The following is a 19113-nucleotide window of genomic DNA, read 5'->3' as shown; positions in this document are numbered from 1 at the left end:
GGCAAGTTGCGGTCGGCTCGGGGAGCTTGCTTCGCGGTAGCGATGCCTCGTCATGCAAAAGGCGTTCAGAGGAGAGGGAGCCTTCGGCTTGTTGATCCGGTGATGACCACCGGGCGATAAAACCGGAGGCCCTCGATGCGTACTTCAGCCGCAGCTCTCGAACTCGATTTCACCGAACCGTCGATCACGGCGGCCAAGGCGGTCGCCGACACCATCGCAAAAAACGGATCGCTCCAACGCGACACGCTGCTGTGGGTCATGGAGCAAGCCTATGGCGGATCCTCGGCCGACGGTCGCTGGTCGCTACGCGACGCTTACGACATGCTCGAACTCGCCGAGGTCATGCACCTGGCGAAGGCCGACCTGCCATCCACTCCGGGCGATTGCCTTGCCACACTGACCGAGCTGGTCGCCGGCCTGCCCACGCATACCGTCCGCAGCGAGGAGCAAATCGAGCTTCAGCAATTCTCGACCCCCGCCCCGATCGCCTACCTCGCTGCGCTCGCTGGCAGAATTGCGGCTACGGATCTGGTCCTCGAACCGTCTGCCGGCACCGGCCTGCTCGCCGTCTTCGCGCACCGCGCCGGTGCGCGCCTGGTCCTCAACGAGATCGATCCGGCCCGCGCCGAGATGCTCGCAGCCGCCTTCCCGGGCGTGCCCGTCACGCGACATGACGCCGAGCTGATCCACGATCTGCTTGCACCAACGATCCGGCCTACGGCCGTCCTCGTCAATCCTCCCTTCTCGCGCAGCATCGGTCGCCACGCCGACCCGATGGCAGCCCTCCGGCATCTTCGCGCCGCCTTGATGCCTCTGGGCACCGGAGGCCGCTGCGCCGCCATCCTGCCCGACCGCGTCGACACGTCGAGCCGCGCCTGGGCGAAGGCGATCGATGGTTGCACGCTGACGCTGCACCTCGAACTGCCGGCGAACGCCTATGCGAAGCATGGCACCAGTCAGACCGTGAAGATCATGGTGCTGGAAAAGGGCACCGGCACGCCTGCCGAGCTGATCCGCTGCGTGACGCTCGCCGAGGCGCTCGCGGCGATCGCCGCGAAGGCCGCTCCGCCTGTGTTTGCGCCTGTCCCGCGCGCGGCCTCGCTGCTCGCCCGACCCAGCAGGCGCAGCTCGCTGCTTGGCGGCCTCGCGAATAAACCGCGCCTGAGCGCACCACCCGCAAAAACCGCGCGGTCGCAGACCGCGACCTCGATCGATTACACCGTGTTCGCCGAGCCACTTCCGACCGGCGAGTCTGTTGGTGTGTACCTGCCCTATCGGCCGAGCCGTATCGCGATCGGCTGCGCATCGGCGCATCCAACCGCTCTGGTGGAATCGATCGCGATGGGCTCGATCACCGCACCGCGGCCGATCTATGTCCCGACCCTGCCGCACGCTGTCGTCGACGCGAAGACGCTCTCCGACGCGCAGCTTGAAACGCTGATCTATGCCGGCGACGCCTTCGAGCGCGACATTCCCGGCCTATTCAAACCTGTCGAGGAGGGGCTCTCGATCGCACCATCGGAGGATGGCCGTCCGTACCGGACCGGCTTTTTCCTCGGTGACGGCACCGGCGCCGGCAAGGGCCGCCAAGTCGCCGCGATCATCCTCGACCAGTGGCTGCGCGGACGCCGCAAGCACATCTGGGTCTCCAAGACCGAGACGCTGCTCGAGGACGCGCGTCGCGACTGGACCGCCGTTGGCGGTCTCGCGCTCGACATCCAGCATCTCAACCAGTGGAAACTCGGCACGCCGATCGGTGCAGCCGAGGGCGTGCTGTTCCTTACCTATGCGACGCTGTGCTCCAATCGCGGCGACAGGGGCACCCGGCTCCAGCAGATCCTCGAATGGGTCGGCGACGACTATGACGGCATGATCGTGTTCGACGAGGCACACGAGATGGCCGGTGTCGCAGGCGGCGAAGGCAGTTTCGGCACCAAACAAGGCTCCGACCAGGGCATCGCCGGCGTCCGTCTCCAGAACCTCCTGCCGCGCGCCCGCGTCCTCTACGTGTCCGCGACCGGCGCATCCGACGTCAACAATCTGGCCTATGCAACGCGGCTTGGCCTGTGGGGTCCGGGCACGGCGTTCGCCGATCGCCGGACCTTCGTCGACTCCCTGCGCCGGGGCGGGATCGCCGCGCTGGAGCTGATCGCGCGCGACCTGAAAATGCAGGGGCTCTACGTCTCGCGCGCGCTGAGCTTCGCCGGCGTCGAATACGACATCCTGGAACACAAGCTGACCATCGACCAGATCGAGGTCTATGATGCCTATGCCGATGCGTGGGCGATCATCCACAGCAACCTTCGCGCGGCGCTGGACGCGACCCGCGTGACGGACAGCTTCTCGAACGACACCTATAACAGCGGCGCCAAGGCCGCTGCGTTGTCAATCTTCGAATCCACCAAACAGCGGTTCTTTTGCCAACTCCTGATCGGCATGAAGCTGCCCTCGCTCGTCCCAGCGATCCGCGCCGATCTCGTCCGCGGCGAGAGCGTCGTGATCCAGCTCGTGTCGACGTCCGAGGCCATGCTCAACCGGGCACTTGCCGCGCTGACCGTCGAAGAGCGGGCGAACCTCGACATCGAGCTTTCCCCGCGCGAGTTTCTCATGTCGTACCTCACGGCCGCCTTCCCGGTCCGGCAGATGAAAACCTTTGTCGACGAGACCGGCAAGACGCGCTCCGAACCGATGTCCGACGAGGACGGCCGCCCGGTCTTCGCCCGAGAGGCGCTCGAGATGCGCGACAACCTCCTCGAGCAGCTCTGCGCGCTGCCGATCGTCGGATCCGCGCTCGATCATATCATCGGGCATTTCGGCACCGACGCGGTTGCCGAGGTGACGGGGCGCAGCCGGCGCGTCATCATGGACGCCCACGGCCGCCAGCGCGTCGAAAGCCGCTCGCCCCGCACCAACTTGGCAGAGACCGACGCCTTCATGCGGGGGCAGAAGAAGATCCTGATCTTCTCCCACGCTGGCGGTACCGGCCGCAGCTATCATGCGAGTCTCCGTTGCGAAAACCAGTCGCGCCGCAATCATTACCTCCTCGAGCCGGGCTGGCGTGCTGACGCCGCCATCCAGGGGCTTGGCCGCACGCACCGCACGCATCAGGCAACCGCGCCGCTGTTCCGGCCGGTGTCGACCAACTGTCGGGGCGAACGTCGCTTCATCTCGACGATCGCGCGCCGGCTCGACAGCCTGGGCGCGCTCACCCGCGGCCAGCGACAGACTGGCGGTCAGGGCCTGTTCGACCCGCGCGATAACCTCGAAAGCGACTATGCCAAGGAGTCGCTCGAACAGTGGTTCCGCCTGCTCGCCAATGGCAAGCTGCGCTCGACCACGCTGGACGAGTTCCAGAAACTGACCGGCCTCGAGCTGGAGGGCGAAGGTGGCGGCCTCAAGGAAGAGATGCCGCCCATCCAGCGCTGGCTGAATCGCATCCTCGCGCTGCGCATCGCCATGCAGAACGCGATCTTCGACGAATATCTCGGCCTGATCGAGGCGCGGATCGAGGCGGCCAAGGAGGCCGGCACGCTCGATCTTGGCGTCGAGAGCATCAACGCCGAGCGCATCACGATTCTCGATCGCACCGTCATCCGGCGCGACCAGACGAGCGGTGCCGAGACCGAGATCCTCCGCTTGGACACCGAGGAACGCTACAAGCCGCTCGCGCTCGATCGCGCTTTGCGGATCCTCGGCGATGACGCCCGCCCGATCGTCAACCGCAAGTCGGGCAAGGCCGCGATCCGGTGCAGCACCTACTCGCTCACCGACGACGATGGCGAGATCGTACGTCGCTACGAGCTGGTCCGCCCGACGCGCACCGAACGGATGCGGCAGGATCTTCTTCTCGAGACGATGTGGGAAGATGCGAGCGAGGCGGACTTTTCCGCGCTCTGGCAAGCCGAGGTCGAGGAGATGTCGGGCAAGACCCGCACCAATACGCTCTACCTCGTCACCGGCCTGCTCCTGCCGGTCTGGGACCGCCTGCCCGACGATCACGTTCAAGTCTGGCGTCTCAACACCGATGACGGCCAGTCTTTCCTCGGCCGCATCGTCCCCGCCCCGCTGGTGACCAAGCTCGCGGACGCCTTCGGCATCGCCGCCACCATCACCGTGTCGGGTGCCGAGACCGCCAAACACGTCATGGGGACGGCTGAGATCACCGCGCTCGGTGCGTACCGGCTGAAGCGCAGCCTGGTCGCCGGACAGCAGCGCCTCGAATTGCTCGACTGGCCGCACACGCGGTTGGCCGAGCTGAAGGTAGCCGGATGCTTCACCGAGATTATCCAGCACAAGACGCGGATGTTCGTCCCCGTCGCGACTGCCGCGACCGTGATCGACCGCATCACCGCCTGACCCGAGCGAGGCTCTCTTCCCGATCATCAAAGGGAGGGGAGGGAGCCTTCGGCTTTGTGAGCTTGGAGGACCAGGCTCGCGTGACCGCGGGACGCGGCGCGCCATTTCCAAACGGAGACGACCGATGATCCAGTCCGTGAAGGTCAAGAACCTGACGCTGTCGAAGGACAATGTGCGCAAATCCAACCGTGACGCAGGGATCGACACCCTCGCCGCGAACATCGCAGCCCAGGGGCTGTTGCAGAACCTCGTCGTCACCCCGCTCAAGAAAGCGGGTACCTTCACGGTGAAGGCGGGCGGTCGGCGCTTGCGCGCGCTCCAGCTCCTGATCCAGCAGGGCACCCTCCCCGCTGACCATACCGTCCCGGTCCTCGTGCTGAGCGACGACGATAACGCGATAGAGGCAAGCCTCGCCGAGAACTTCCAGCGCGTGCCGATGAATCCGGCCGATGAATGCACCGCGTTCAACTTCCTGATCCAGAAGGGCATGACCGCCGAGGACGTCGCAAAGCGTCAGGGCGTGACCACCCGCTTCGTCGAGCAGCGCGTGCGCCTTGCCGAGCTGGCCCCTCCCGTGTTCGAGGCGCTCGCAGCCGGCGAGATCACGCTCGGCGTTGCGCAGGCTTACGCCGTCACCATCGACGTCGATCGCCAGACGCGTGTGTTCGCCCAGATGAAGACCTCCTACTACGGCGACAACGCCGACAACATCCGTCGCGCCATCCTCAACGGCACCGTCAAGGCGAACGACGCCAAGGCGCGCTTCGTCGGTCGCGAAGCCTATATCGCAGCAGGCGGTCGCATCGAAGGCGACCTGTTCGCGACCGAGGGCGACGAGAACTGGACCGATGTCGACCTGATCGAGACGCTTGCCGCCTCGAAGCTCGAAGCCGCAGCGGCCGAACTGGCGCGAGACCAGGGTCTCGCGTTCGTCACGCCAATTGCGGCGACGCACGTCCCCTACGACCTGGAGCGCCAGCTTCACGAGTATCACGCGCCTGCCCGCGCCCTCACCGAGGACGAGACTGCGCGTGTTGAGGTTCTGTCTGCCGAGAACGATGCGCTGATCGACCAGCTCGAGCAGGAACTGCCCGACGGCAGCACCGAGGCCGAGGCGGCGAACGCGCGTATCGAGGCGATCGAGCGCGAGTTGGAGACGATCGAGGACGCCCGTCACGAGATCGATCCGGCGCTTAAAAGCCAGATCGGGACGTTCGTTTATATCGGGGGTGATGGCGAACCCCGCGTCCACACTCGCCTTTTCAGCGAAAAGCCGGTGGTGGATCCGAACGCACCGCCCGAGGAGTCAGGCGGCGCAGCCGGGGAAGGCGATGCCGGCGACGCCGAACAGGGTCCGAAGCTCAGCGCCACGCTGATCGATGAACTGGCGACGCAGCGCCGCCAGATCCTCGTCGCTCATATCGCCAGCGACCCGGCAATGGCACTCGACCTGACCATCTTCCTGATGGCGCAGAACGTGGTGTTCGAGCATGCGCATATCCCGAACCACTCGACCCTGAAGTCGAGCGCCGCGGGCTTCCCGATCTTCGCCTTCCGCGACGAGGGATCGATGGCGTCGCAGACGATCGACGACCAGCGCCAGCGGCTCGACACGAGTTGGGCGGGTCTGCCGACCATGACCGCCCGCTTCGACGCCTTCCGCGCGCTCGACGACGAGGCCCGGGGCGCTTGGGTTGCATACTCGATAGCACGAACTCTCGAACCGACGCTCAACGTCGCCGAGGGCTATCGGAGCAACGGCTTCCACGACCATCTCGGTCGCCTCCTCGACATCCAGGTCGAGCATTGGTGGCGCCCAACGGCCGAGAACTTCTTCGGCCGGGTCAAGAAGACCGTCATGCTCGACGCGCTCGAGGAGATTGGCGGGCCGATCCTGCGCGGCCGCTACAAGGACGCCAAGAAGGGCGACCTTGCCGGCACCTGTGCCTCGCTGTGCAACGGCCAGGGCATCGTCGAAGCCGATATCCGCGAGAAGGCGACGGCCTGGTTGCCGGAAGCCATGCGCTTCGACGGGATCGAAAAGGCGGCACGCACGCCGCTGCGCTCGAGCTTCGCCGATGACGAGACCGGCACCGATCCGGACGAGGACGACGATACCGACCTCGACACCGGTGACGACGCAGTGATCGATCACGAGGAAGAGGAGGATTTCAGCCAAGCGGCCTGACGCCGGCTTGCACATTTCGAGGCACTTGGGGGCGGCACTCTTCGCGGAGTGTCGCCCCTCTTTTTGTGACCCGGCACCGCCCCTCCAGAGGGGAGGATGCTCACGCGGGTTTGCCTCAACCCAATCAGGAGAACGATCGTGGCACAGACCACCGACAAGCCCTCGCCTGCCGACATCATTACCAACACGATCATCGACAAGCTCGAATCCGGGGTGCGTCCCTGGGTCAAGCCATGGCGCCCCGGCCTTGGCGGCCGTCCGCTGCGCGCGACCGGCGACCCCTACAAGGGCATCAACTGCTTCTGGCTATGGCTGTGTGCCGAGGGCGCGGGCTACAACTCGCGCACCTGGATGACGTACAAACAGGCGCAGGCCCTTGGCGGCCAGGTCCGCGAGGGTGAGCGCTCGCAGATCGCGATCTTCTACAAATCCTACAGCAAGACCGTCGAATCCGTCGTCACCGGCGACACGACCGACGAGATGCGGCGCGTGCTGCGCTCCTACGCCGTGTTCAATTGCGACCAGATCGACGGGCTGTCTTCTGACTTCTACCCGAGCCCTGTCAGCATCGTGCCCCCGGCCGATGCGCTGCCCGAGCGCGCGCAGCGCTTCCTCGATGCGCTGCCGGCTACGGTTCACACGCGCGGCGATCGCGCGTTCTACGACCGCACCGCCGACAGCATCACCATGCCGCCCGTCGCGCTATTCTCGACCCGCGCCTACTTTGCGGCAACGCTCGCCCATGAAGCTGGCCACTGGACCGGCCATCCCGATCGGCTCGATCGTACATTCGGCAAGCGCTTCGGCGACGACGCCTACGCGTTCGAAGAACTCTGCGCCGAGATGACCTCAGCGCTGCTCGGTGCCGATCTCGGTCTGCCGACGTCGCATATGGACGACCATGCCGCCTATATCGGCTCGTGGTTGAAGGTGCTGCGCAAGGACAGCCGCGCGATCATGACCGCCGCGGCGAAGGCAGAAGCGGCAGCCGGCTATCTACTCCGCGCAACCGGCCTCGACGCCTCGGCCGAACCCGAGGAACAGATCCGTGAAGCAGCATGACCGCTCCGGCCGTCCTCCCCGACCTCGGCGCCTACCGGCGCTTCGTCGTGGCATTCAGTGGCGGCAAGGACAGCCTTGCCGCCCTGCTCCACCTCCTCAGCCTCGGCGTGCCGGCACACGCGATCGAGCTGCATCACCATGATGTCGATGGCCACGGCCCGACCTTCATGGATTGGCCGTGCACCCCCGCCTATGTCCGCGCGATCGCCGAGCATTTCGGCATAGCGCTCTACGTCTCGTGGCGCGAGGGCGGCTTCACGCGCGAACTGGCGCGCGTCGACGCGCCGACCGCGCCGATCGCGTTCGAGACGCCGACCGGCATCGGCCGTGCCGGGGGCAACGGCCCTACCGGCACGCGCGGGCTCTTTCCCCAGACGTCTCCCGATCTTCGCGTGCGCTGGTGCAGCCCCGCGCCGAAGATCGACGTCCTCGCGGCCGCGATCCGGAATCAGCCGCGCTTCCTCGACGGCCGCACGCTGGTCATCACCGGCGCGGCGCCGAGGAAAGTTCCTCGCGTGCGCGCTATGCGACGCTCGAGCCGCATCGCACATCGACCCTCGCGCGTGCGGTCGATCATTGGCGCCCGGTCCATGACTGGACCGAGCGCCTGATCTGGGACGCGATCGCGCAAGCGCGGATCCGTCCCCACCCGGCCTACGTCCTGGGTTGGGGCCGCCTGTCCTGCCGAGCCTGCATCTTCGGCTCGCCCGACCAATGGGCGACGCTCCGGCTCGTCTTCCCTGCCGCCTTCCGACGGGTCGCGGCTCGCGAAGTCGCGAGCGGGAAGACGATCCATCGCTCGCTCACCGTCACGCAGCTCGCTGACCGCGGCACGGCGTTCCCGGCTGCGACGCTCCATCCCGACGAATTGGCGCAAGCCGATGATCCGGTCTGGCGTCTCTCGATCCTGGCGGATCGCTGGACGCTCCCTGCCGGCGCATTCGGCGACCATGCAGGCCCGCCATGAACGCCGCCACGCGCGTCGATCTCATGGATCTGCTCGCTCCCACGCGGGAAGACCCGCTGTGGGAAGCAGAGAAATCGGGATGGCGCTGCTTCGTCATGGGCAACGGCCGGTGCCATTACCGCCGAGGGAGCAAGCTCCGCACGGCTTGGCAGTCCGGCTATGATGCAGCCTCACGATCGGCCGATCCTGTTGGCGGGATGCTCTGACAAGGCCCCGCACGGAGGAGAGGGAGCCTTCGGCCTTTTGAGCGCGCCCTGGCGCTCAGGAGGTTCGGCCATGCTCTACGACCCCCACTACCGCCACAACGAGGCGCTGTCTCCCGAGGCGCTCGGCACCCTGCCTGCAGCGCTCCATGCCCTGAACGCAGGCGTCGACGACTGCCGGCGTGCCGGCAAGCCGATCGATCGCGACGCGTCCATCCTGCTGCTGATCCGCAACCTTGCGTCCGTCGCCGAACGTGGTGCGCCCAGCACCAACGAACTGCGCCTGCGCTGTGCGGAAGATCGGGGCACCGTAATTCCTGGAACCGCGCTGCTCGACATCGCCGGCAACAGCGTCGCCGGCGATGCCGCGGCGAAACGGACATTCCATCGGCAGGCACGCCTCGCGCTCGCTTCGCTCGCCGAGGCGATCGGCCTCGAGGCCCATGACGTCCGTATAGATACCGACATGGGCGGTATAGCGGACGATGGTACGACCGAGCTGCGCCACGTCGATCTCTCGATCCGGGTGCGGCCGCACAGCTTCCTCCCCGACAGCGAGATCACGTTCAATTGCTGCCGGGGCGGCGAACACGCTGGCCCCGTTCAACGCGCGCCGATCGCCGAACTGCTGGACGCTGCCGCGTTCCAGCGCCGGCTTACCGCGACGGTTGGCGACGTTGGCGCTCCGCGCCTCGCCGCTGCCGCCTGATCCTCACGTCATCGGAGACTTATCATGGGTTGGCTCTTCATGCGCGATATGGGCGGCTACGCCACACCGCGCTCGTATCTCGACAACCAGTTCACTTACCAGCGCGAGACGCATAGTCTGACCGTGCTGGCGTCCGCCATGGTCGGATCGACCTATTACGCCGCTTGCGAGCGCCTCGCGGACGACGCCGAACGGATCGTGTTCGGAATCGTCTGCCTCACCAAGACCAGCACCGGCGCGCGCGACGGCTGCACGTTCGGTTACAAGGATATGGATGAAACGGTCGGGCCGAACGAGAGCGAGTGTCCGGCCGCGATCCTCAACGATCTGACCGCCACGGACAGCGAATATGCCTTGGCCTGGCGCGCGCGGTGCCGCGCCAACCTGCTCGCGAAGAAGCTCGACCGGGCCAAGCCGACCCCGAAGCCCGGGCAGACCATCATCTTCGATGAGCCCATGCGCTTCAGCGACGGTAGCGACCGCAATCGCTTCGAGGTGGTCGCCAATCCTAAGGGCAAGACGCCGCTTTTCCGCGACCCGGAAAGCCGCGCGATCTGCCGCATCCCGGCATTTCGCAAACGGGCATACCGCATCGTGCATGCCGCGATCGTCGTAAGGGACGCGGCCAGTGGCTGACCGCCCGCCCGTTATCGCGGCATGGGGTGCCGGCGTCGATTCCACCGCCATGATCGTTGAACTCGCCGTACGCGGCGAGCCCATCGACATGGTTCTCTTCGCCGACCCCGGCGCCGAGAAATCGGCGACCTATGCCTTCATCCCCGTGTTCCGGGACTGGATGTCCGAACGCGGCATCGCGTCCGAGATCGTCCGCTACCAGCCCCGCAACTTCAAACACTGGCCGCCCTATGCGGGCATCGCCAAGAACATGCTGACCAACGCCACCCTGCCCTCCGTGGTATTTGGTGGCGGGTCGTGCAGCCAGAAATGGAAGGCGGCTCCGCAAGATGCCTGGACCGCCCAGTGGGAACCCGCGCGCCGCTGCTGGGACGCAGGCGGGCGCGTGGTGAAGCTGATCGGTTACGACGCTTCGGGACGCGACACGCAGCGTTACCATCACGCGGTCGGGTGCGAGGATCCTCGCTACGCCTACCGCTACCCCTTGCGGGAATGGGCGTGGTCGCGCGCCGATTGCGAAGCGCGCATCGCGCGCGCCGGCCTTCCCGTCCCGCCCAAGTCGAGCTGCTACTTCTGCGGCAGCATCAAGCCCGACGAGGTGTCTATGGCGGTCCCGAGGAAGGTGCTGGTACTACGATTCCGGCGAACTCTGCACCGACCCGGCGCTGACCGCCTTCGGCGTCACCTTTGCCGAGGGTCACGCGGACCGCGCCTGGACGATGGCGCTGGAGGTTCAGGCGCATCTCGATCGCGATTGGAACGTCGGCGATCACGCGCGCGAGATCAGCAGCGTCCTCTCCGCTGGTCGCTTCGAGGCCCGCGTTCACGATGGCTGGCCCCCTCTCGCCTTTCCGGCCGAACGTCCCCGCTACGAATGATCCGAACCGCTTGGGTCTCCCATTTTGCCAACCTTCAGGAGTCCGGTCTCATGAAGACCTTCACCTACCCCTTTCGAATACCCTGCCCATTACCGTGCGGAACTCACGGTCGAGGCGGAAGATGTCGTCAGCGCCTGCCGCTCCGCGATCGATGCGTCGCATACGACCGACGGGTGGAAGAGCCTCGGTACGGAACATCCCACTTTTGTCAGCGCTTGTCGCTGAAGGTGCGGACGTCGATCCTTGGCGCTTTGTCCCGGATGGCGGTGATGCCTCCGTCCTGCCCGTCCCGGGCCTGTTCTCTGAGGTGACGGCGTGCGCGGGCTATGCCGCGACCCGGAGCGAGGATCTGGTCGACCAGCTCCGCGTGATGGTCGACGCGATCGGCGCCGATGGAGCGCCCACGGATCACCCCAGCGGCGATCGTCCGCTTGTGTGCAACGGGGCAGGCACTTCTCGACGACATTGCGACGTTCGGGTTGAACCCCACTTCAATCGTAGCAGCAGCGTGGTCACGTCTGCGCCCCACGCCACCTGACGCCCGACAGCCTTCCGCCAGAGAGATGCGGCACATGGGCGGCCGCGAGACCCCCGCAACCGCAAAAATCCGGGCCGAGTTGCCGCTTTGCGGCTGCCCGCTCCACCCCGTTTTTTGCGGTTTCCCTTCGCTGCGCTCCGGTGCGGGCGCCTCTTATTCGGCCGCCCAGGAGGTGCGCATCCGGCGGATAGGCCGCCGGCCTCGATCAGATGAAGGGCTTGACCCCATGACCACTTCCCTCGCTGCCGCACTCTCCGCGCTGGAGCTTGGACACCTCGAACCCCGCGCCGAAGACGTTTCGGGCATGTGCCCGCCCTCGACCGACGCACTGGAGCAGACCACCACCGCCATCTGGAGCGACCTGTTCGCAACCCTCCAGAACACGTCGCTCGAGCGCGATATCGAGGAGATGGGCTGGGGCCTCGTCAACCTCTTCCACCGGGCCGCGGCGAAGAAGCACGCGACGATCGACCGTCTCACCGACGAGATCAGGCTCCTCCTGGCCGAGCAGGACGGTTCGGAGATCAACACCGCCAACCTCGAGGACAAGATCGACATTGCCAAGAAGATCGAGGAGGCCGCCACCTGCTACGAACACATGCGCGACACCGCAGCGGCACACTATATCCGCGAGACCGGCCGTTCCTGGATCCCGTCGACCGGCAACCGCATTTCGCTCGGGGTTACGTCGGCAATCGTTGACGGACGCGCCTTCCTTCAGGCTCGCCGCGAGCGGGTCCGCGACGCCAACACGGCACAGGGCACGCCCGTAGTGTTTGCCGGGGGACGGCTGACCTTCCGCACCGACGAGGACATGAAGGCGTTTGGCGACAATCTGCTGCGCACCCTGGGTGCGGTTCGGGAGCGCGTCGGCGATATGTATCTCGTCCATGGCGGCGACATGAAGGGGATCGAGCGGATCGCAGCTTCGTGGGCCGAACATAACGGTATCCAGCAAGTCCGCTTCGGTCTCGATCGCAAGCTGGGTGATCGTGCCGGCTTCCGTCGCAACGAGCAGATGCTCTCGCTGAAACCTCGCTACGTCATCGCCTTCCAGGGTAACGGCGTGACCGAGCGCTTGGTAATCGACGCCAAGAAGGCCGGTATCCGCGTGGTCGACCGCCGCGGCCCGCTCGGCACCCCGCCCGCAGCTCAGAACGCTCAGCGCGACCGAGAGGTCGCCTGAGCTTCGGCTCGGCCGCTGGCAAAGCCAGCGGCCGAGCCCTTTGCGCGCTCCCCGCAGAGATCCAGTTACTTCCACCCCATCGAGGAGCAAACCGATGCCTCGCCCAAACGGTTACAGACGGCTGCGCAAAGCTGGCGCTTCGCGCTTCGGCTGACGGCGACACCTACCACGTCGTCATGACGGACAACCACAGCGCTCCTCGCGCGCGCGGAACGAGGCTTTTCGACACCGTCGCCGACTCCGGCCCCGGCCCCGGCCTCCCGCCCGAATGGTGAGGAAGCGGGTCGCGCTGTCGATGCCATGATCGGTCGTGCAGGCTTTCCAAGGCGAACAGCCGAGCGGTAATGACTGGTTCCTAAGGGCAATCTTGCGAAGGTTCGGGGCCAATAGTGTCACGACCAGCGCGCTATTCCACTTCGCTCCACCGAGCCCCTAGCCGGTCTTGGCCTGTTCGGGTGACGCTCGACTGACGGGGCTTATCGCGCCCAAATCGCGATTCCGACGCGGAGCGGTTCCGTGGGGCGAGGCCGGAGCCTGCCCAGGGGCCGTGTTCCTCCCGGACAGGAGGCACTCCACCCCTACCGCGTTGGTCTCTGCGCCGGCTTCGCCGCGTTGTGCCAGGTGGGATGCACTGCCGGCAGGCACGTCAGCCGCGCTTGGTTCCTGCCGTCCGGGCGGGACGCTGCGCAGCACGAACCCCCCATCGTCATCTCGACACGCACGACACGCGCGCGCCGTGACGGCGAAAGGCGGCACCAAGGTCCACGCCGCAACCATCATCCTTCACGACAGGCACCGGCGCAGGGCGCGAGCACCAGCGAGGGAGGGTGTCAGAGAGCGCCTGGATAGCGGAACCAGGAACAGTGACACTGCCGGACGAGCGACGCGACAAGGGCGTCCTGCTTCACGGTTCCATGTCCGTTGCCCGCCGGTGGGGGTCCATCCCCTCTCTTTCCTGAACGACCTAATCCGGCCGTCCACCCCCTCCAACCCGCGATCATTCGGGCCGAGTTGCCGTGTGCCACGGCTGCCCGCACCACCCCTTCGATCGGGGTTCCCCTGCGCGTCTTCGCGCTTTCGGTGGAGAGGGCGTCCTGGCCGTCTTTTTTGGTGTTCAGTCGAGGGGACGGACCCCCCGGCGAGCAAAAAAGGAACCCCGAAATGCAGAACCTCGTTATCCTCGCCGGCAACGTCGGCGCCACGCCTGAAGTCCGCACCACCCAGGGCGGCACCAAGATCACCAACTTCTCCCTCGCCACCTCGCGCCCCAAGCGCGACCAGGACGGCAAGACCATGAAGGATGGCGAAGGTCGCCGGGTCGAGGACACCGAATGGCACCGGATCACCTGCTTCAACGGCGTCGGCAAGACCGTCGCGCAGTATGTCGAGAAGGGCCAGAAGGTGATGGTCCGGGGCCGCATCCACTACACCCGCTGGACCGACGATCAGAACATCGAGCGCTACGGTGTCGAGATCATCGCCGACGAAGTGACCTTCCTCTCCTACGGCAAAAGCCGCCAGGAACGCCAAGGCGCCGCGCAGGACGATGAGGCGGATGACGTCCCCTTCTGAGGGAGGCAGTACGGGCCCGGAGCTGACGCTCCGGGCCTCTTCTCGCGTTCACCGGCAATCAGGACCGCAAGGTCACAAGTCCACGAAGACACAGCTACACCGCGTGCTTCAGCTGCTCGAGTTGCTTGTTGTCCGGCAGCGTCTCCGTGAGACGTTGCTGGCGCATGCGATCGTCGAAAGGCTTGCCGATGCACGTTGCTTTGTCGGGCATGTCCCCCGGACATGGCGTCACGTTGCCGCTTGTGAGCACGATCTCGATCCAGGGCCAATGCTCGGCAACGTAATGGGTTAGCACGCACCCGTCGCTGTCGCCGGGCATCGCCACGTCGGAGAACATGAGCGTCACACCGTCGGCATCATCGCCCAGGAAGGCCTTAGCCTCCTCGCCCGTACCCGCTTGGTGAAAGTGAGAACCCGCTCCCTCCGGAATGTCGCACGCATGCCTGAGAATGAGCGGATCGTCGTCGACTACCAATGCATAGATGACGGTAGGGATCGCCATTCAGTCTAAAGCCTTATCATGAAGCCGGGTAGCCTGGGTTGCTGTTTCGAAACGAGTTGGCGTCTCCCGGCGAAGCCGGGACCGTCGCTCTATTCCGCTTCGCTTCACCGAGCCCGTAGCCGGTCTCGGCCCGTTCGGGTGACGATCGACTGACGGGCGCGCAGCGCGGAAACTTCTTTCCGGAAAGCGGCAACGTCCTTCCATCCTGGCCCGGCCGGGGCTGCACCGCCGCGCAGCGCACTGTCCCCATCGACATCGGAGCGCAGAGAGGGGGCACGGACTGAACAGGTGTCCACCGCGCCTGCGAGGGGGCGCGTTACCGGCAAACCAACGCTGAGCACGACGTTCCCGGCAGGCGGGCTTCACCCCGCTCTTGAGGCGCAATCCTTGGGCCGGCTCAGGGCCTTGTACGATCAACCCGCAAGGGTCCGGGCGCTTCGCTACGGCTTTTTTCGCGTGCGAAAAAAGTGATCGCGGCCCTTCCCCGTCCTGTCGGGCGCCTGTCGAGCGGGGATGAACCCCGCCGGCTTCACAGGAGCCTCGGACATGTTCAACGATATCTGGATCGCCCGCAAAAACGCCATGGGCCTCGCAAGAACCTTGATGGTGGCAACCATGGTCATCGCCGTCGGCACCCAATATTCCGTCATCACCGCCGAAGATCACGACAGCTCGCTCACGATCGTCAACGAGTACGACCCTTACGCCTGAGCCTCCCGGGGGGCTTCGGCCCCCCTCCCCTCTCCGCTCGTCAACCGTGAAGGCGCCGGAGCGGGCATCGAGCCCGCCCCGGCCCTGCTGCGCAAGCACGGCAGCGCCGCGAGACGAAGGGCTTCTACTTCTTTCTATCCACCGCTTGGGTGCGGGATCCAAATTCAGACGGTATCTCTTCCGGAGGCGGGCGATCAGCTCCACGCCGTCCGGACAGGCGGCAGTTCCTCGAACACCTTCATCAGCCGCGGATCGCGCAGGAGCGTCACCCATTCGCGGCCATAGGTTCGCGACGCCAGATAGAAGGTAGACCCTTCGCACTCGACCATTCGGCAGCGCTCCAGCTTGTCGACCAGCGAATAATCGGAGCCGTGGCGTGCCACGATGTCTTCCAGCTCGGCCCGCATCAGAGTCCCGCATCTGCAGCAGCGAGTCCGGACCAACGCCTTCATCCGGAGCATATCGCCAGCGCTGTCCATCCAGCGGGGCCACAGGGCAACGATGTTGGCAGCCGTTTCCATGATCGCACGATACGCCGCGATCGGCGTGGTCGTCCAGCATCAGCCTCGACGTGAAGTCTCCCCGTGTCGACGATCCGCGCGGCATTTCGGGCTCGTACGTCCTGGCCGGGGCGCTCCCCCGCGCAAGCCCGCCAGCGGGCTTCTCCACTCCGTTTCGACCCTATGGGTGCGCGAGCGACCTATGCCCCGGCCGTCCTGTCGCCTGTCGAAAGGCCCCGATCGTCGGGGTCAAGGGCAGGAGACCATCATGGCCGAGCAAACGCCTCAATTAGACCGCGCCAAGGGTGGCGCAGCGGAGATCGCCCGCCTCAACGACTGGCTGCGCGAGCATCTCACCGCCCCGGGCAACAACCGTGTCGTGATGACCAGCGGGATCGCAGACCTGATCGGCGACATCAGCCTCTTCCGGAACTTCCGCAAGCGGGCGGAGCTGCTCCGCGCGGTTCGCGACTTCGATGCCTTTGACGACGCGATCGATCCGTATGGAGAGCACGACCTGGGCCGGTTCCTGTTCGAGGGCACGGATTGCTACTGGAAGATCGACTATTACAATCACGACCTGAGCGCGGGCTCGGAGGATCCGGCAGATCCTTTCAAGACCACGCGCGTCCTGACGATCATGCGCGTCGACGAACGATGACGCACCGCCCCGGCGCGATGGCGCCGGGGTTCTTCGTTCTGCCGAGAGGATCGGATCGCGAATGTCGAGTCCCCCCTCCCCACTCAACGCCCTGCGATGAGCGGAACCGAGCGCGTGCGACGGAAACGCGAGATCGACTTCCCACGTGGCAACGTCCGCATGAAGCGGCATTCTTCCCGATGAGATCGAGTGCCTCAATGCCCGTGACTTGCCGCGGAATTCGATACCGACCGGCTGACGGTCGCGATTTGGGCAACGACGGTTGTACGGGAAGGGTGATTGGCGCGCGTGGGAGGCAAGACCGTCGCGTGGGTCGCCGCCTCCCCTGCCCTACCAACGTCGGAAAGGCTCTGTCGTCGACTCTGTCCATCGTGACGACCGGGCGGAGCCAGCGTCAAGGATGCGCGGTTCCCCCGATTTTGACGCGGCCTTCGCTTCGCTCCGAGCACGACAAAATCGGCACCCCCACGCCCCGCTTGCGCGGCCGCTGCGCGGTCCTGTGACCCTGACCCCACCCGATCGTCAGCCGGCATCCGTCTCAACGAACAGACGGAGGTTCACATGCACGTCCAAACAGCACGCACCCAGGCATGGCTCGCTGAACTTGCAAACATCCGAGCGGAGATCGCAGCACACGGGATGCCCGAGCGGGCACCCCTCCCCGCAGTAAAGCGGACCCGCAAGCTCAAGCCGCTCTGGGAGGAATGAACATCGTCCGGGCGGCCTCGGCCGCCCGATTAGAGGATCGGGTCTTCGTCTTGAGCGTCGTTATATCCGGTGTGGTGCAGGTCCTGTCGAACGAGATCGGGCCGTGGGTACTTGACGGTCGATTTCGCCATTTTGCGCTTTGGTGAACGCCGATCGCGTTTGTCGCGTTTGGCGTCTCAATCTCTTGTCGATTTGTGGCTTGGCACTGTGGATTCATCAATTGCTTTGGCGACACGCGAACTGAGGGAATCGTTCCTTCGTCTGGTAGCTGCCTGGTAGCAACTAGCGAGCGACATTGTAGCGACCTGATCGCGGATTGCGTTCGGGTAGCAACCGACAGCTATGAGTGGCATGTTCATACACGGTTGGTGGCCTTGCCTATCGCGCCTTTACAACCGCGCATCGACGGTAACGCAAGGGCGCGTATCGCCAATTGGTAGCAAGCAGCAACCCGCTACCAACCAGATCGCTAGCGCGTCGCCTCTTAGCCGCAACGCCGTCGCATCTAGGCTGCAACTGGCTCGCGACAAACTCGCTACCAACGCGCGGGCTAGTTGCAAGCAAATCGCAATCGTACCGCAAGCAGCTCGCTGTCAGATTGCGTCGAAGTCGCTAGACGCTAGCCGCTAGGTTGCGATATAGCAGCTTCATGAACGCTGGCTGCTACATGGTAGCAACCTGGCCGCAACGGGAGAGCAGCATGCCAGTCATCAGCTTCGTGTCGCCGAAAGGCGGGGTGGGCAAGACCACCGCGACATTGTTGCTCGCCGGAGAGTTGGCGGAGGCTGGGGGTACCGTACGCCTGATCGATGCTGACCCGAACCTTCCGCTGGTCGACTGGGGCCAGTTACCGGGACGGCCGGATGCGATAACTGTCGTCGGGTGCCGCGACGAAAACGCGATCATCGATGAAATCGAGAGGGGCGCGTCGGAGGCGCGCTTCACACTCGTTGACCTCGAAGGCGCGGCGACCGCGACCGTCACGTTCGCAATCGCGCAAAGCGATCTGGTGATCATTCCTTGCAAGGGGTCGCATCTGGATGCCACCCAGGCTGCCCGCGCTATCAAGCTCGTCAAGCAGACGGCGCGCGGCACCAGGACAGAGATCGATTATGCGATCCTGTTCAGCCAAATCCCGCCGGCGCTGCGCTCGAACAATCAGAAGGACATCGCGGAGCAGTTCAACGATGCTGAAATTCCAGTCCTTCCGGTCATGATCTATAATCGCGAGGCCTACCGCGCGATGTTCGCCGCTGGTGGAACGCTTCGCACCATCAACGACAAAGGCGTCGGCAACATGAAGGCAGCGCTCGAGAACGCCGAGGCCTACGCGGCAGCGGTGATCGCGAGGCTGCGTAAGGCGCGTACCGTGAAGGAGGCAGCATGACCCGGACCCGGCTCGATCTCTCGGAGTTCGATGATACGCCCCCGAACAAGGATCCAGCCAAGCTACGCGAGATCAGCGACGGGGCGGGCTTTCCGTCGCGTCCGGCTGTCCCAGCTGTAGCTGCTCCGCCTGTAGCGGCGCCCGTGCCTCAAGAGCGTCCCCAAGCCGGGACATTCCAACGGCCGCCACGCGTAACCGGCAATCGCAATATCGCGATCAACGTGAGGGTAGATCCCGAGACCGCTGCGAGACTCTATGCTCTTCGTGACGCGGATCCGGCACGCAAGCGCGTGCTCGCCGACGTCGTAGCAGATGCGGCGCTCTTGCTTTACGAACGCGAGATCGGTGG

16 protein-coding genes are annotated in these 19113 nt (G+C 65.5%); 13 read left to right on the top strand and 3 right to left on the bottom strand.

What is annotated here, in order from left to right; all coding sequences use genetic code 11:
- Positions 1-135: 135 nt before the first annotated feature.
- From OXR00_RS16545 to OXR00_RS16505, 8 genes are all read left to right on the top strand, one after another.
- Entirely contained in the window at positions 136-4356 is a 4221-nt protein-coding gene (locus tag OXR00_RS16545; RefSeq protein ID WP_267389348.1) for a strawberry notch-like NTP hydrolase domain-containing protein, read from the top strand.
- A 124-nt stretch (positions 4357-4480) separates the two neighbouring features.
- Positions 4481-6544, top strand: coding sequence for a ParB/RepB/Spo0J family partition protein (locus OXR00_RS16540; RefSeq protein WP_267389347.1), 2064 nt, complete (start codon positions 4481-4483; stop codon positions 6542-6544).
- A gap of 138 nt (positions 6545-6682) precedes the next feature.
- Positions 6683-7606, top strand: a complete 924-nt coding sequence (locus OXR00_RS16535; protein WP_267389346.1) for a zincin-like metallopeptidase domain-containing protein — start codon at positions 6683-6685, stop codon at positions 7604-7606.
- Positions 7603-8217, top strand: a complete 615-nt coding sequence (locus tag OXR00_RS16530) for a hypothetical protein (protein WP_267389345.1) — start codon at positions 7603-7605, stop codon at positions 8215-8217. Before OXR00_RS16535 ends, OXR00_RS16530 begins: the two co-directional genes overlap by 4 nt.
- A gap of 352 nt (positions 8218-8569) precedes the next feature.
- Positions 8570-8779, top strand: a complete 210-nt coding sequence (locus tag OXR00_RS16525) for a hypothetical protein (protein ID WP_267389344.1) — start codon at positions 8570-8572, stop codon at positions 8777-8779.
- Positions 8780-8849: 70 nt separating this feature from the next.
- Positions 8850-9485 (top strand): hypothetical protein, encoded by a 636-nt coding sequence (locus OXR00_RS16520; RefSeq protein WP_267389343.1) that lies wholly within the window; start codon positions 8850-8852, stop codon positions 9483-9485.
- A gap of 24 nt (positions 9486-9509) precedes the next feature.
- A complete protein-coding gene (locus OXR00_RS16515) occupies positions 9510-10121 on the top strand; it encodes a hypothetical protein (RefSeq protein ID WP_267389342.1) in 612 nt (203 codons plus the stop codon).
- A 719-nt stretch (positions 10122-10840) separates the two neighbouring features.
- Positions 10841-10999, top strand: coding sequence for a hypothetical protein (locus OXR00_RS16505; protein ID WP_267389366.1), 159 nt, complete (start codon positions 10841-10843; stop codon positions 10997-10999).
- A 208-nt stretch (positions 11000-11207) separates the two neighbouring features.
- Here the strand turns inward: OXR00_RS16505 and OXR00_RS16500 are convergent, their stop codons facing one another.
- The gene (locus OXR00_RS16500) at positions 11208-11489 is read right to left on the bottom strand and encodes a hypothetical protein (RefSeq protein WP_267389365.1); all 282 of its coding nucleotides are present in this window, start codon (positions 11487-11489) and stop codon (positions 11208-11210) included.
- A 274-nt stretch (positions 11490-11763) separates the two neighbouring features.
- On the opposite strand from OXR00_RS16500, the gene OXR00_RS16495 reads away from it, so the two are divergent.
- Both OXR00_RS16495 and OXR00_RS16490 read left to right on the top strand, forming a co-directional pair.
- A complete protein-coding gene (locus tag OXR00_RS16495) occupies positions 11764-12723 on the top strand; it encodes a DUF2493 domain-containing protein (RefSeq protein WP_267389364.1) in 960 nt (319 codons plus the stop codon).
- A gap of 1161 nt (positions 12724-13884) precedes the next feature.
- On the top strand, positions 13885-14295 hold the full coding sequence (locus OXR00_RS16490) for a single-stranded DNA-binding protein (protein WP_037527256.1): 411 nt from the start codon (positions 13885-13887) through the stop codon (positions 14293-14295).
- A gap of 94 nt (positions 14296-14389) precedes the next feature.
- Here the strand turns inward: OXR00_RS16490 and OXR00_RS16485 are convergent, their stop codons facing one another.
- Positions 14390-14797 carry a response regulator gene (locus OXR00_RS16485; RefSeq protein WP_267389341.1) on the bottom strand — a complete coding sequence of 136 codons (408 nt, stop codon included), beginning with the start codon at positions 14795-14797 and terminating at the stop codon, positions 14390-14392.
- 546 nt (positions 14798-15343) lie between these two features.
- On the opposite strand from OXR00_RS16485, the gene OXR00_RS16480 reads away from it, so the two are divergent.
- A complete protein-coding gene (locus tag OXR00_RS16480; RefSeq protein WP_183937264.1) occupies positions 15344-15508 on the top strand; it encodes a hypothetical protein in 165 nt (54 codons plus the stop codon).
- A 194-nt stretch (positions 15509-15702) separates the two neighbouring features.
- Here OXR00_RS16480 and OXR00_RS16475 read toward each other — a convergent pair whose 3' ends face one another.
- Entirely contained in the window at positions 15703-15915 is a 213-nt protein-coding gene (locus OXR00_RS16475) for a hypothetical protein (protein ID WP_245337149.1), read from the bottom strand.
- A 361-nt stretch (positions 15916-16276) separates the two neighbouring features.
- Here OXR00_RS16475 and OXR00_RS16470 point away from each other — a divergent pair, with 361 nt between their 5' ends.
- Together OXR00_RS16470 and OXR00_RS16465 are read left to right on the top strand one after the other, a co-directional pair.
- Positions 16277-16669 carry a DUF3768 domain-containing protein gene (locus tag OXR00_RS16470; protein WP_267389340.1) on the top strand — a complete coding sequence of 131 codons (393 nt, stop codon included), beginning with the start codon at positions 16277-16279 and terminating at the stop codon, positions 16667-16669.
- Positions 16670-18077: 1408 nt separating this feature from the next.
- Complete coding sequence (locus OXR00_RS16465; RefSeq protein ID WP_121905587.1) at positions 18078-18764, top strand: ParA family protein; 687 nt, start codon at positions 18078-18080, stop codon at positions 18762-18764.
- The last annotated feature ends 349 nt before the right edge of the window (positions 18765-19113 follow it).

It is taken from the genome of Sphingomonas sp. GC_Shp_3, from assembly GCF_026540945.1.
Taxonomy (GTDB): Bacteria; Pseudomonadota; Alphaproteobacteria; order Sphingomonadales; family Sphingomonadaceae; genus Sphingomonas.
Note: the sequence above shows the minus strand (reverse complement) of the source record. Positions and strands in the feature narration are given on the sequence as shown.

Coding starts and splice junctions, on each gene's coding strand:
- OXR00_RS16545 (WP_267389348.1), top strand. CDS start 136: ATGCGTACTTCAGCCGCAGCTCTCGAACTCGATTTCACCGAACCGTCG.
- OXR00_RS16540 (WP_267389347.1), top strand. CDS start 4,481: ATGATCCAGTCCGTGAAGGTCAAGAACCTGACGCTGTCGAAGGACAAT.
- OXR00_RS16530 (WP_267389345.1), top strand. CDS start 7,603: ATGACCGCTCCGGCCGTCCTCCCCGACCTCGGCGCCTACCGGCGCTTC.
- OXR00_RS16525 (WP_267389344.1), top strand. CDS start 8,570: ATGAACGCCGCCACGCGCGTCGATCTCATGGATCTGCTCGCTCCCACG.
- OXR00_RS16520 (WP_267389343.1), top strand. CDS start 8,850: ATGCTCTACGACCCCCACTACCGCCACAACGAGGCGCTGTCTCCCGAG.
- OXR00_RS16515 (WP_267389342.1), top strand. CDS start 9,510: ATGGGTTGGCTCTTCATGCGCGATATGGGCGGCTACGCCACACCGCGC.
- OXR00_RS16505 (WP_267389366.1), top strand. CDS start 10,841: ATGGCGCTGGAGGTTCAGGCGCATCTCGATCGCGATTGGAACGTCGGC.
- OXR00_RS16495 (WP_267389364.1), top strand. CDS start 11,764: ATGACCACTTCCCTCGCTGCCGCACTCTCCGCGCTGGAGCTTGGACAC.
- OXR00_RS16490 (WP_037527256.1), top strand. CDS start 13,885: ATGCAGAACCTCGTTATCCTCGCCGGCAACGTCGGCGCCACGCCTGAA.
- OXR00_RS16485 (WP_267389341.1), bottom strand. CDS start 14,797: ATGGCGATCCCTACCGTCATCTATGCATTGGTAGTCGACGACGATCCG.
- OXR00_RS16480 (WP_183937264.1), top strand. CDS start 15,344: ATGTTCAACGATATCTGGATCGCCCGCAAAAACGCCATGGGCCTCGCA.
- OXR00_RS16475 (WP_245337149.1), bottom strand. CDS start 15,915: ATGCGGGCCGAGCTGGAAGACATCGTGGCACGCCACGGCTCCGATTAT.
- OXR00_RS16470 (WP_267389340.1), top strand. CDS start 16,277: ATGGCCGAGCAAACGCCTCAATTAGACCGCGCCAAGGGTGGCGCAGCG.
- OXR00_RS16465 (WP_121905587.1), top strand. CDS start 18,078: ATGCCAGTCATCAGCTTCGTGTCGCCGAAAGGCGGGGTGGGCAAGACC.